Source organism: Rhizobium tropici CIAT 899 (assembly GCF_000330885.1).
In the GTDB taxonomy this organism is placed as follows: domain Bacteria; phylum Pseudomonadota; class Alphaproteobacteria; order Rhizobiales; family Rhizobiaceae; genus Rhizobium; species Rhizobium tropici.
On sequence record NC_020062.1, the window covers coordinates 1 to 12,873 of the forward strand.

Annotated in this window: 10 protein-coding genes and 2 pseudogenes; 6 read left to right on the forward strand and 6 right to left on the reverse strand. The window is 57.9% G+C overall.

Annotation, left to right across the window (positions count from 1 at the left end; genetic code table 11):
- Positions 1–184 precede the first annotated feature (184 nt).
- The 3 genes and pseudogenes from RTCIAT899_RS33875 to RTCIAT899_RS22230 all read right to left on the reverse strand — a co-directional run bounded on the left by RTCIAT899_RS33875 (position 185) and on the right by RTCIAT899_RS22230 (position 3,770).
- On the reverse strand, positions 185–355 hold the full coding sequence (locus tag RTCIAT899_RS33875) for a hypothetical protein (RefSeq protein WP_015342044.1): 171 nt from the start codon (positions 353–355) through the stop codon (positions 185–187).
- 565 nt (positions 356–920) lie between these two features.
- Positions 921–1,418: pseudogene (locus RTCIAT899_RS34255) on the reverse strand (HIT family protein).
- A 630-nt stretch (positions 1,419–2,048) separates the two neighbouring features.
- Entirely contained in the window at positions 2,049–3,770 is a 1,722-nt protein-coding gene (locus tag RTCIAT899_RS22230) for a peptidoglycan D,D-transpeptidase FtsI family protein (RefSeq protein WP_015342046.1), read from the reverse strand.
- A 653-nt stretch (positions 3,771–4,423) separates the two neighbouring features.
- Between RTCIAT899_RS22230 and RTCIAT899_RS22235 the strand changes: the two are divergent.
- The 3 genes and pseudogenes from RTCIAT899_RS22235 to RTCIAT899_RS22245 all read left to right on the forward strand — a co-directional run.
- Positions 4,424–4,675, forward strand: a pseudogene (locus RTCIAT899_RS22235) (IS6 family transposase); the annotation flags it as partial.
- A gap of 279 nt (positions 4,676–4,954) precedes the next feature.
- The gene (locus RTCIAT899_RS22240) at positions 4,955–5,629 is read left to right on the forward strand and encodes a response regulator transcription factor (protein ID WP_015342047.1); all 675 of its coding nucleotides are present in this window, start codon (positions 4,955–4,957) and stop codon (positions 5,627–5,629) included.
- Positions 5,629–7,005 carry a sensor histidine kinase gene (locus RTCIAT899_RS22245; protein WP_015342048.1) on the forward strand — a complete coding sequence of 459 codons (1,377 nt, stop codon included), beginning with the start codon at positions 5,629–5,631 and terminating at the stop codon, positions 7,003–7,005. Before RTCIAT899_RS22240 ends, RTCIAT899_RS22245 begins: the two co-directional genes overlap by 1 nt.
- Positions 7,006–7,334: 329 nt before the next feature.
- Here RTCIAT899_RS22245 and RTCIAT899_RS22250 read toward each other — a convergent pair.
- Positions 7,335–8,095, reverse strand: a protein-coding gene (locus tag RTCIAT899_RS22250; protein ID WP_085999222.1) for an IS5 family transposase whose coding sequence is annotated in 2 segments (ribosomal slippage) — positions 7,335–7,768 and positions 7,768–8,095 — 762 coding nt in all. Because the reading frame shifts where the segments join, the coding sequence is not laid out codon by codon here.
- A gap of 363 nt (positions 8,096–8,458) precedes the next feature.
- On the opposite strand from RTCIAT899_RS22250, the gene RTCIAT899_RS22260 reads away from it, so the two are divergent.
- Positions 8,459–9,406, forward strand: coding sequence for an IS110 family RNA-guided transposase (locus RTCIAT899_RS22260; protein ID WP_015342051.1), 948 nt, complete (start codon positions 8,459–8,461; stop codon positions 9,404–9,406).
- Between the two features lie 125 nt (positions 9,407–9,531).
- On the opposite strand, the gene RTCIAT899_RS22265 is transcribed toward RTCIAT899_RS22260, so the two are convergent.
- Together RTCIAT899_RS22265 and RTCIAT899_RS22270 are read right to left on the reverse strand one after the other, a co-directional pair.
- On the reverse strand, positions 9,532–10,155 hold the full coding sequence (locus tag RTCIAT899_RS22265) for a DUF1684 domain-containing protein (protein ID WP_015342052.1): 624 nt from the start codon (positions 10,153–10,155) through the stop codon (positions 9,532–9,534).
- 25 nt (positions 10,156–10,180) lie between these two features.
- Positions 10,181–11,566 (reverse strand): FAD-containing oxidoreductase, encoded by a 1,386-nt coding sequence (locus tag RTCIAT899_RS22270; RefSeq protein ID WP_015342053.1) that lies wholly within the window; start codon positions 11,564–11,566, stop codon positions 10,181–10,183.
- A gap of 637 nt (positions 11,567–12,203) precedes the next feature.
- Here RTCIAT899_RS22270 and RTCIAT899_RS34660 point away from each other — a divergent pair.
- Together RTCIAT899_RS34660 and RTCIAT899_RS34520 are read left to right on the forward strand one after the other, a co-directional pair.
- A complete protein-coding gene (locus RTCIAT899_RS34660; RefSeq protein ID WP_376766899.1) occupies positions 12,204–12,569 on the forward strand; it encodes an alcohol dehydrogenase catalytic domain-containing protein in 366 nt (121 codons plus the stop codon).
- Positions 12,469–12,861: a zinc-binding dehydrogenase gene (locus RTCIAT899_RS34520; RefSeq protein ID WP_245337256.1), complete on the forward strand. Its 393-nt coding sequence runs from the start codon at positions 12,469–12,471 to the stop codon at positions 12,859–12,861. The genes RTCIAT899_RS34660 and RTCIAT899_RS34520 overlap by 101 nt, the downstream gene beginning before the upstream one ends.
- The last annotated feature ends 12 nt before the right edge of the window (positions 12,862–12,873 follow it).

Below are 12,873 nucleotides of genomic sequence, written 5' to 3' on the forward strand. Positions count from 1 at the left end.
CATATCAGATCGGCTTGCTGAGATGCGCTGGTTCCGAGACACCAACAGTATGCGATCGGAATGAGCCTTCGGGACAGCACAGCAAAGAGGCCGCGGGATATACATTCTCTTAGGCGATATGGATGCGGCAAGCCATTCAGCTTTGGCCATCGAACCTTGCCGACGGCCAAAGCCGCACGTTGGGTTAACGGCAGATGCGCTCGTTGCGAACCACCCAATGGCCATGAACCCTATGCTTTACGGATTTCACAAAGCAATTGTGGTGATGACGATGAAATGGAGCTGCCTGGGAGGGAGCGCTGACGGCAACGACGGAAGCCAGGGCAATGGCGGTGGAGAGAAGCAGGCTTTTCATGTGAAACCTCATAAGCATTGGGGGTGATGCTGCGTGTTTACGCATGACTTTGATGACCGATTAAGGCTTAACCGAAAATGAATAGCACCCTTACGATTTTGTAATGAACTTCAGTGGTAGCAACTCGCTCGATGACTCTTCAAAAGGGGTAGAATTGAGCTTCAGAGATTGGATCCCGGTTTAATCGACAATACGCAATGCATTGTGTGTCCTCATTGTTCCGGCGGGATAGAGTCATTGGAATGGTCATAGACGAATGTGGGAATGGAACCGGCGAGTAAGCGCTCGAATTGCTCACTCGGAGGCTTATTTTCTTCTCTACTGAAAACAAAATCGGCGCTGGTGGATGCACGCTCCCACCGTCGCTAGAAAATTCAGTCAACTCGGTATCGCTTATGGAAGCTAGCGCCCATATAGCTTCAGGATTAGAAATTTTCATTGAAAAACCCGGCAGTTAGGCGGTGCCGAATTCGGATATGAATAGCGAGGCATTCCGCTTGTTTTATGATGTATAGCAAGGCAGGGGGAGGGAATAGTCAAGCAAATTGTCGTTCAGCAACAGCTTTCAGATAGCCTGCAAACGGAGACGTATTTTCCTGCGCAGAAGGTCGATTGCCTCGGAAACGGTCGGTCCTTCGATCGGAGGCGGCAACGCACGTTCGCAGAACTCCCGCCAGACGAACAGGGTTAGTTCGGCGCCGTCCGTTTCGCCTTGCTCCTCCCCTTCCGTAAATTGTCCGAGGAGCCGATATCGGGCATCTCGCCAGAACAGTTTCTCGACCCACTCATAGATAGGAATGATATGGAAATGAAAAGCGAGTCCGGAGCTATGACCATAGCGCCCGATATAGACGCGCGGAACGCGGAGTTACTTCTTCAGGGCTGCTTGAGATAGCGCCAATAACGGACCGATTTCGCGCAAATCGTCATCGGATAGGTCCGACAGATCATCTGCAGATCTCTTCGAGGCAACGACAAGATAGCCGGGGAGGGCAGAGTTCGCGCGATGATCAACAACCCATCCACCGGTTTCCGCGATGAAAAACTGTGAAGCGGGCCTCATTTCAAATCTCCAATTCCTGCCAATTCGCCGGCTATTTCTACCCCGCGCCTGGCGCAAAGGCGGTTTGGAATCCGTGAGCATGAGCCGCCCTTGGTCTGAATGAAGGGGCAAACAGTATGGTCCCTCTTCAGTTGCAGTTATCGCCGGGCGCCCGGCAGATTACACCGAGGAAATAGATAGCGGCAATGATGTGATGTGACGTTTCTCCAGCGTTGACGGCAGCTCAAGGTCGTTTGTCTCGACTTCGGAATAGGCTCTGCCCAGTTTCCGCGCTCGTAACAAAACCCTGACAGCTGTCAGGGTTTTTCAATAAGCGGATGGGGAGACGGCATGGAAAGCTTTACCCCGCGTAAGGCGAGCGGTCAGAGGAGAGCATATGTCGTGCTACCTATCAATAAGCTTGGACCGCAAACCCTGACAGCTGTCAGGGTTTTGATTGTACGGGATCCCTAGCATTGGCGCGCTATGCGGCAGAGCAGAAACCTGGCCAGTCTTGCCAGGAAGATTTCGGCGAGAAGATAAACGACAGGCTGAATCACGCGGGCGGGCCGCCATTTTATCCCGCGTGGCTGCAGCTACAGCGGCGTCCGACGCCGCAGCCGTCGCGACGCGTCAGAGCCAGCGTGATCCTTAATATGCGGCCAGCAAGTTCGATCCGAAATCCGGCTCGACACCGAGCAGCGGCGCGGCGTGGGCAATGATGTCGTGAACCATGGGTGCCGCCGTGTTGGTCGCGAAGGTTAAATTGTGTTGGCCTGTCAGCGGCTGGTCGACGAAGGCCAGCACCACATATTTCGGGTTATTCATTGGAAACGCCGCCAGGAATGAATTGAAGCTGAGCTTGTGCGAGTAGACCCCGTGGATGACCTTGTTTGCGGTGCCGGTCTTCCCGCCGACGTGATAGCCGGGGACGTCGGCAGGTTTGCCAGACCCTTGCTCACCGTTCAACTGGAAGAGGTAGCGGATCGTGTCGCTGGTGCTCTTCTTGACGATCATCGTTTCGGTCTTTTCCGCCTCTTCCTGCGTGCGCGGCAGGAAGGTCGGCTCGATCAGCTTGCCGCCGTCAATGAGGGCGGCACCCGCGACGGCGGTTTGCATCGGCGTGGTGGCGACGCCGTGGCCGAACGCTATGGTTATGGAGTTGAGCTTCTTCCAAACTCTTGGCTGGCTCGGCGCTTTCACCTCAGGCAGTTCCGTCTGCATTTTCGACAGCAGACCGAAGCGGGTCAGGTAGCTCTTCTGGATGGTCATGCCCACCTTGTCCATCATCTTGGCCGTGCCGATGTTGGACGAATAACGGAAGATTTCCGGGATCGACAGGACACGCCGTGGCACGTCGCGATCGTCATGGATAGTGAAGCCGCCGTAGTGCAGGGGAGAGCTGGCGTCGAAGGTGTCCGTCAGCTTGACCGTGCCGGTATCGATGGCCATCGCGATCGAGAAGGTCTTGAAAACCGATCCCATCTCGTCGGTGCCGTTCGACATGCGGTTCAGCCAGCCTTTGACATCAGTCTGCGGATCGTTCGGGTCGAAGTCGGGTGCCGAGGCCATGGCCAGGACTTCGCCGGTGTGGATGTCGAGAATGACGGCGCCGGCCGCCTGACTCTGGTAGCGGCCGATCGCATCCGACACCACGTCGTGAACGATGTTCTGAACGCGCAGGTCGATCGAAAGCCGCACGGGCTCCAGTTGGTCGCGGCTCGTCAGGCCCGTTGATGCGAGATCCGACAGGCCCTGCATGTCGAGATATTTCTCCATGCCGGCGACGCCGTGATTGTCGATATCGACATAGCCGAGAATATGGGCAGCGGTTCGCCCGCCCGGATAGAAGCGCTTGACCTCAGGCCGAAATCCGATTGCGGGAATGCCGAGTGCCAGGATTTCGCTCTGTTCCTTCGGTGTCAGCTGCCGGCGCAGCCAGGCAAAATGCGAGCGGCGATCGGCAAGCTTCTTATAAAGTGATTTGCGGTCGATATCGGGAAAGATCGAGGCGATTTTTTCCACTGCCTCGTCCGGATCGATCACACGGTTAGGCTCCGCAAACATCGAAACGGTGCGGATATCCGTTGCAAGCAATTCGCCGTTTCTGTCGACGATATCCGGACGCGCGGCGCTGACATGATCCGGAGGAATTGCCGAGGTGTCGGTCCTCGGCTCCATGTCGAAATAGGTAAGCCTGGCGAAGATCGCCACATAACAGACGAGCAGCCCGCCCGCGAGCATCATGATGCGCGCTTTGGCAAGTTTCGCCTGGCCCGTCGCGCGCACCGGCGGGCGCTCGCGGCCCCCAGGACCAAAGGTGATTCTGATGAGGCGACCGCTATTTGCGCCGAGGGCGTGGATGATCGACATGAACGATAATTCGCAAAAACTGGGAGGGCGGGTTTGCCTCTCGATTAACAATCTTTAAACGCAAGATGGTTAACAGGAGTCTAATCATAAGCTCCCATTACCAATCCTCGTGCACGAAAGCCGGCCGCGCGGTAGGGACGAGTCGATTGTGGCGCGACAATCAAGGTTTCCTGCATTAGCAGGCCCGTCTTGCATAAGGTTCTCATCCCATGCTAACGCCCAATACGGCCTTGGCATGGAAGATAGCGCACCGACCGGACTTTCAGCCGGCAAGTAACAAAGTGGAAGCGCGAGTGGGTAATTAGGGTGTGGCTTATGCGCCTGTCCACGTTAATATAGTGCCTCAATGCAAGGCCCATTAATGGATTGAAGTACATATATAATTTTTCGATATGGAAGTATAATCCATGATAGTTTCCGCCTGTGATTTTGCGCGGTATCGGGCAGATTATTGCGAGGCTCCGGCGTCAACCAAAATTATGGGCTCCACGAAAGAGGGCTCGGCTCGCATTGTCATCCTCCCTGAAGCTTCAGCTTTCTACAGAAGGCCCGCCTGGTGGAATGGCGGCGATCAAAGGGTAGCGTCGGGTTAACGAGTCTGTCGGGAACGGATTGGTATTTGGTGGCGATGACCGAAATCTCTCCTGCTCCCGGGCGTCGAGCATCGGTCACACAAAGGCATCAACAACCGCGCCGAAAATTCACTTCTTCCCGTACGACGACGCGAACGGCGGATGATGCACTTCAAGTCGGTCCGGCAATGCCAGCGTTTCGTCTCGACACAGGGCCAGATCGCCAATCTGTTTCTTCTTCACCGCAAACATCTCAGCGCCGCAGACCATCGAAAGCTTCGCTTCCACGCCATCGCAACATGGCGGCAGATCACCATGTCGATCAACGCGTGAAGCCTGGTACCATGCCAGACGCACCCCCTGGCCAAGCTTAAGCCGATGCCACCCTTTGAAGTTGGCCTAAAACACATTCTTCGCCAAATCCAATCCGATAATGCTAATCTTTTTCAAGGACCCCTCCTCGAAATGGTGATCACCGTCTCCATTCTGGCATACATATGCCGGCGGCGGTGCCTTCACGCCACCAGAACCGCCTGCAAGGTTGTCTCAATGGAAGGATGTTAGTTGCGCATGAATGGCCCGCGGGCGCGGGTATGTAATGGAGCGGACGGAATGCGGGTGCTTCTGGTCGAGGACGAAAAACCAATGGCTGCCGTCTTGCGCAATGGACTTGTGCGCCAAGGTATGGTCGTGGACGATGTGGCGACCCTCGTGGATGCCGACGCTGCTCTTTACGACAACGTCTACGACGCAGTGGTGCTGGATCGCAGATTGCCTGACGGCGACGGCCTGTCGCTGGTCAAATCACTGCGCGCCAGAGGCGATACCGTACCCGTGCTTGTATTGACCGCGAAGGGGGACCTGCTTGACCGGATCGCCGGCCTCGATAGCGGCGCGGACGACTATCTTGGCAAACCCTTTTCTTTTGAAGAGCTCCTGGCCCGGCTGCGCGCGCTCCTGCGCCGCCCTGCCAATCTGCAGCCTGATATCGTTAGGTTGGGCCGCTTGTCATTCGATTTCGGGCATCGTGAGGCACATGTCGAAGCCGTCCCTCTGCGCATGCCGCGCCGGGAACTGCTTGTGCTCGAAGCGCTGATGAGGCGGATGGGGCGGATGGTACTGCGCGAGATGTTGATGGAAGCAGTCTTCGGCATGAACGACGAGATCGAATCGAATGCACTCGATACACATATCTCCCGCCTGCGCCGTAAGCTCACCGACGCCCATGCGGACGTTGCAATTAACGGCATCCGCGGTGTCGGCTATCTGATCAGCGAGACGGCGTGATGCGCCAACCCTCGCTGAAATGGGTGCTGGTCAGCAGGCTGGTAACGCTGCAGGCATGCATAATCGCGATCATACCGCTGATGATCACAGCTGTGCTCTGGAGCACCGGCTACCTGCTCAATGATTATGAGGGCGCCAGCATAGACGTGCTCGCCGAAGCGGTCGAACGGGGCGTGACGGGCGGACTGATGCTGCGGGAGACCCCAGCACTTGGCTCTCTTCGTGCCAACGAACCTGACCTGTGGTTTGCGATCCGCGATCGCGAAGGACATCGCCTGCAAGAGGGCAACATTCCTCCCGCCTATCTGCCTGCTATCGCGATGCTCGACCAACTCAGCGACGCACGCCTTAGCAAGCAACCTGAACTCGCCGGGAAACCCGACGCCGTGATCAAATGGGTCGACAGCCCTGCCGGTCGGGTTCAGATTCTGACGGGCACGAAAGGACAGATGTCCTTGCAGCGGCTGGTAAGAACCATGTCGCGTGGGCTGGTCTCGCTCATTCTGCCCGTGATCGTGCTTGTGGCTTTGACGACCTCGCTTGCCACGCCACTGGTGGTGCGGCGCGCTTTGGCGGGTCTCCGGCGGATCGTACAACAGGCCGCTCACATAGAGTTCGACAAGCGCGGCACTCAGCTACAGGCGAATGATGTGCCCATCGAAATCAACGCACTTGTCGGTGCAGTCAATGATGCGCTGCGTCGTCTCGACGTCGGCTATGAGCGACATCAGCATTTCCTGGCACAGGCGGCCCATGAACTGCGCACACCAATCGCCATTTTGAACGCACGCATTTCGGCCCTGCCTGCTGGTTCAGACAGGCGTAACCTGCTGGAAGATGCGGCACGTCTGACGACACTTGCCGGTCAGTTGCTCGATCTCCAGCGCCTCGACCAGAAGCGCGATCACTTCTTGCCGGTTAATCTGACCGCTATAGCCAAGCAGGTGCTATTCGACCTCGGTCCCCTGGCGCTCGGTGCCGGCTATGAGGTGAGCTTCGAACCGGAAGTCGACGAGGTGCTGGTGATCGGCGACCACACTTCGTTGGAGCGGGCTTTGACCAATCTCGTCCAGAACGCCATCGACCATGGCGGACGCCAAGGAAGAATCTCTGTGCGTGTCAGCAAGGAGCATTTCGTCGACGTTTCCGACGAAGGCAAAGGCGTCGCCTGGGACGCACGCGAACAAATCTTCGAGCCGTTCAATCGCCTCGGGCCAGATGGCCGCGGCGCCGGACTGGGGCTTAATCTGGTTCGGGAGATCATGGAGCTGCACGGTGGCACCGTCGCTGTCGTCAATGCTGGTTCCAAGGGCGCCTGTGTGAGGATGACCTTTCCCTGCGAAGGGATCGCCGATGGCGGGGCGCAATCGGCCTAGCACCGTGTAACCGGAGGACCGCCGCGTCTCCTCCTCAATGCGACGCGCCGATTGGCTGTCCCTTGCGGTTTGGCATATTTGAGCCACCGCATATTGCCACGTCGCGCGCCGCCTAGGATGCTCTTCTTGTCAAATACTGTTCGATTGCATCGTTTGTCGAGGTCTGCGGGCGTCGTTGTGGATCTTCACGTGTTCGAAGCCATGCCGCATGGCAGATTCATGGGAGGCGTGCCCGGGGATAACGAACTTCTTCTCGAAACGAAGCTTTTGTGCAGAAACATCTCGATAGCAACTGTTGCGAGACATGCTAGGCTATGGTGACGATTTAACTATTTGAGCCAGATTGCAATTGCAGCGATGATGACGAACCCTCTGAAGTTGACGAGGAGTTTGTCGTATTGGGTAGCCACGCGACGGAATTGCTTGAGCTTTGCAAAGAAGCGCTCCACGAGGTTGCGTTCCTTGTAGAGGCCCCAATTGCAGACATGCGGGCGTCGTCGCCCGGGTCGTGGTGGAATGACCGGAACAGCGCCGGCGTCCAGAATGGTGTCGTGGAAGTGTTCGGCATCATAGGCTCGGTCGGCGATGACGTGGCTGGGATTGAGGCCATGGAGCAATTCCTTGCCATAAATCACATCGCCACGGTGTCCCGGTGCAAGTACGAAGCGCACCGGTAGCCCCAAAGCATCCACGACGGCGTGGATCTTGGTGCCTAGCCCGCCGCGTGAGCGGCCAAGGCCCTGGGCGTCCGCTCCCCCCTTTTTCGCCGGGCGCCAGCGGCTTGAGGCTGGGCACGGATGGAGGTGGAATCGATCGAGACCCAGTCAAGGTCCGCTTCTCGCGCTAACGCCTCGAACAAACTTTCGAGGACACCCATCTCGATCCAGCGGTAATAGCGCCGCTTGACGGTCTGGTAGTTGCCATAACCTTCGGGTAAATCACGCCAACGTCCACCAGAGCGGGCCATCCAGACCAGCGCCTCGACGAACCGCCTGTTATTGGAGCGCGGACCACGACGCCCCTTGCGTCCTCCCGGCACAAACGGCTCGATCCGAGACCACTGTTCCGCACTGAGCCTATCGATATCCATGACCGACCTCCAAAAATCAGTCTTGAATCTGATTTGCTCCTCACTGGGAACCCCAAATCCTTAAATCGTCACCACAGCCTAGAGCGATTTAGTCTTTCACGGAATCTCTGAGCCGTTCTATCTCTTTATTGTCTCGCAATTCCGGACGGAAAACCGGTTGTCTTATGACTTTGTCTCGTTTTAGGCGACAATGGATTGCCGCCTGTGGACCTGAACACCCACAGGCGGCGGGAGGGGTGGGATCGGGAAACCGCTGGTCTGAAAGAACCGTTGCGCARTAGGATCGCCCCTTTCTTTTCCATGAGGCCTGAACGGATAGCGGGGCTTTGACGGCCCGCATGACAAGCATGGGACACGGAAAAGATGGCTGACACGATAGCACGAACCCTCGGTATCGACATCTCGAAAGATCGCCTCGATGTCCATCTCCTGCCGGATGGCATCGACAAGCAGTTCCTCAACGACGCCAAAGGGCTGCGGACATTGATCCGCTGGCTGTCGCCCTACGCGCCCACCCGCATTGTCTTCGAGGCGACCGGCGCCTACCATCGGCGCCTCGAACGCATGCTGGCAACGGCGAACCTACCTGGCGTCAAGGTGAACCCGCAGCGCCTGCGCGCCTTCGCCAAAGCCTGTGGCCGGCTGGCCAAGACGGATCGCATCGACGCCAGCGTCATGGCTCGGTTCGGCGCAGTGATGGCCCCGGACATCCGGCCGATCCGCAGCCAGGCGCTTGATCTTCTGGCCGAATTGCTGACCGCGCGTCGCGCTCTCGTCAAGGACCGCAGCGCTCTGCTGCATCGGCAGAAGCAACTGACCATCCCCCTGCTGCAGCGCCAGGCCGAGCAGCGGCTGCGGCAGGTCGAGGCTCAAATCGAGGCCGTCGATGCCGAGAGCCGTCGGTTGATCGCCGCCGAGCCGCAATTGCAGCACCGCTTCGACATTCTCACCAGCATTCCGGGCATCGGCGCAACCTGCGCCATGGCGCTGATTGCCGACATGCCGGAACTCGGAACGTTGGCCAACAAACAGGCCGCCAGTCTCGCCGGTCTCGCGCCCATCGTGCGACAGTCCGGCCAATGGAGGGGCAAAAGCTTCATTCAAGGCGGAAGGACCCAGCTTCGGCGCGCCCTCTATATGCCGGCCCTCGTCGCCATCCGCTTCAATCCCGACCTCAAGAGCAAATATCAGCAACTCACCGCAACCGGAAAAGCCGCTAAGGCGGCAATCACCGCCATCATGCGAAAGCTAATCGTCCTCGCAAACGCACTCATCCGGGAGGATCGCTTTTGGACGCCTCAGCAAGCTTGACTAAGACGGATACTGCGCACTTTTCCTGGAATTGCTCTGAGACGATAGAGCCGTACAGACTGTGAGTGCTGGCCAATGCATCGACATTCTGCAACGGCCGGCCTTAGCGCTGCAACACTGAAGAATCACACTTTCGAGATCGGATGGCGTTCTCCGGCTCTGACCGCACCCTTCAATCGATTTCCCGATGGTGCCAATGGGCAGACATATCGTGAAGAATACGCGCAGGAAGGAAAGTAGGAGAAGTTGAAATCAAGGACCAGCCTACCGTCTGCGCCGGCAACGCCCAGATCTGCGCCTTTGATAGTGTCGAGAAGATATCGCCCGCCGCCATATGTTTCGGTCCCGGACGTCGCGTCGACAAAGGGCAGGAACACACCACCGCCGTACCCCTCGATCCAGTAAAGCGTCAGTTCGCCACCCAATTTGGTCTCAAGACCCGCGGTACGGGCGAACGAATGCATCGATAGGTCGCCATCCGCTCCAGTTGCAACGGTCATCTGTTCCGGCGTGACCGGCTCAAGCCGTACGATGAAGCGCAACGAAGGATCATAAGGAAATGTTGTCGGTCCTTCGAAGACCTGGCGCTCTGCCGCCTCGATCGGCGACTGAGGATGATCGCGAAACAGGGATACACGCGTGTCGCACCAGAGGTTCCAGGCAGCAACGACGTCCGAGCTGGAGCGTATCATGTAATAAAGGTCGGCGATCCTGCGCCGCCATTCCCAAAGTTGTTCGTCTTCTGTCATGTAATATCCTCACTTTTCGTAAACTTCACGACCCACGATTCTTGAGGTCCAACAACAAAGTCGGCAAGAGCTCGGAGACGGTCGGATGGATGGGCAAGGCCCAGCGAAACGTGTCGATCGTCTGGCCGGCATGCATCATATCGAGTACGCCGTGGATGGCTTCGTCCCCACCGGTGCCGAGGATTGCTGCGCCCAAAATCTGCCGAGTGTCAGCGTCCGCCACAATTTTCATGAACCCCTGGCTCTCTCCCTTTTCGACGGCTCGGCCGACACGTGACATCGGACGCTTCGAGAACAAGAGACGACGGCCGCTCTTTTCCGCAGCCGCGTCGGTCATGCCAACTCTAGCAAGAGGTGGGTCGATGTAGAGAGCGTAGCCGACAATGCGCTGATCAACAGTGCGATCTTCGCCGTCGAGGAGATTGGCCGCAACGATCTCAAAGTCGTTGTAGGCCGTATGCGTAAAAGCTCCGCGTCCGTTACAGTCGCCTAGGGCATAAACGCCGGGAATGTTTGTCTGGAGACGATCGTCAACGGTGATATAACCTTGACCATCCGTGTCGATCCCGGCTTTATCCAGGCCGAGATCATCGGTATTCGGTCGCCGGCCGACCGCCATCAGGACGTGGCTGCCGATCACGGGCGCGTTGTTGCTCTCACAATTCACCGATACGGCTATCTCATCGCCACGTCGCTCAAAGCCGATACAGTCGGCTCCCAGCCTTATAGTCACGCCTTCGCGCTCGAGGATAGCGCGGATCTCGTCGGAGACATCAGGATCCTCACGCGCGATCAATCGATCACTGCGTTCCACGATCGTCACCTCGGATCCAAAACGGCGGTACATCTGCGCAAATTCAAGACCGATGTAGCTTCCGCCGACCACGACGAGGTGTCTGGGAAGCTTCTCCAATGCCACGATGTCAGTATTAGTGAGGAGAGGCACCTCGCCAACCCCCGGTGCATTAGGAATATTCGCCCGGCCACCAACATTCACGAATATCAGCGGCGCCGTCAGCTCCCGCTCGCCAACCGCTATCGTGTGGGATGCTATAAAACGCGCATGGCCTCGGATCAACTCGACGTTTGACATTCCGGCAAGCCAGCTTTCATTCCCGGCTCGCGAGTCGAGGATGATTTTGCGTGCCCGTGCGGCGACTGCCCGCATGTCGATTTCGATAGGGCCACCGATGGTAAAGCCATACTCCGACCCGCGGCGCGCGGTATGTGCGGCATAGGCACTTGCAACAAGCGTCTTAGTCGGTTTGCAGCCGGTATTGACGCAGGTGCCACCAACGAGATGTCGCTCAATGATGGCCACCTTCATGCCGGCATCGTTCAAACGTCCGGCAAGTGACGGTCCGGCTTGTCCTGCACCGATGATGATGGCGTCGAAAGTATCGGGGCTCATCGGCTTCACTCCTTATTGTTTATTCGTGACATGTTGTTTGATCTCCAGATCGGCAGCCACTGCCATTGGCAGGCATCACGCCCTAAATAACAGGAACGCGAGGTAGCATCGCGATTGTGGAAGCCATTCCGAATTGGTTTTTGGCCGTGGATTTGACTTGCTTGAAGTATGATTTCTTAAGCGGCATGAAAGTAGCCGGCGTCGAAATTATGCGACTTCCATCGGTACGTTGCTGCGGATCGCATTGGAGTAGGTGCATACCTGATGGGCGCTCGCAACCAGTTGTTCGGAAACGGAGCGTTCGACATCAGGAACGTCGGCCACCAGTCTTACAGCAAGGCCGCAGCCGTCGGAACTGTTCAGTCCGATTTCCCGCGGTGGCGCGGACTGATGTCTCTGCCGGCAGGCTGATCTTCTCACGAGGGCAGAGGTAAGGCGCGATAATTGTCACGAGGTTCCGGGCGCCAGCGCGAGAAAGATGGTGCCCGAAACGGCGCTTTAGCGCGAGGCGCGGGCCTTTCGAGCGTCGCTGATTGCGAGTGAGACCGAGGATACAAGGAAGTAGAACGCGCCGGATGCGGCATAGTGGGCGATGTTGTCGCCCCTAGTTCGAGGCAGCTATATTCAGAGGTGCGTGATGCGAGCTGCTTTTTACGACCGACAGGGATTTGCGAAGGAGGTGTTGGCTGTCGGCGAGCTGCCCGATCCGCAGCCGGGAGCCGGAGAGGTCCGGGTGAGGGTGGTCGCCTCTGGCATCAATCCTTCCGACATCAAGACGCGGACCGGATTTGGCGGCAAGGCCATGCCGTTCCCCCGGATCGTACCGCATCAGGACGGCGCGGGGGTCATCGACGCCTTACGGCCAGGCGTGCCCGAGACACGGCGAAGGGGTCTGGATCTACATGGCGCAATGGGGCCGCGCGTTCGGAACCGCGGCGATCCTTCTTGCGAAATGGGCGGGGGCGTGGGTGGCGACGACGGTGAGCCGCGAGGAGCAGGCTGAGGTCGCGCGAGCGGCCGGGGCCGATCTTGTGCTCAACCGGCACGAAGAGGATGCCGCTCAAGGCATACGATCGGCGACCGGCGGCCACGGCGTCGACCGCATCGTAGACGTCTACACCACGCCGGAAGCCGCGATGCGGGAGGCCGCCGAGGAGGTTTCAGCCTACGCCGCGTCGGGGGCACATGCCCCGCGGATCGCGAAGGCATATGCCCCCGAAGTGGCCGAGACACAAGAGTCCCAGGAGAGCGGCAAGGCTATCGGAAATGTTCTCGTCCGAATTCAGAATCCGTGACGCGGTCCGCTC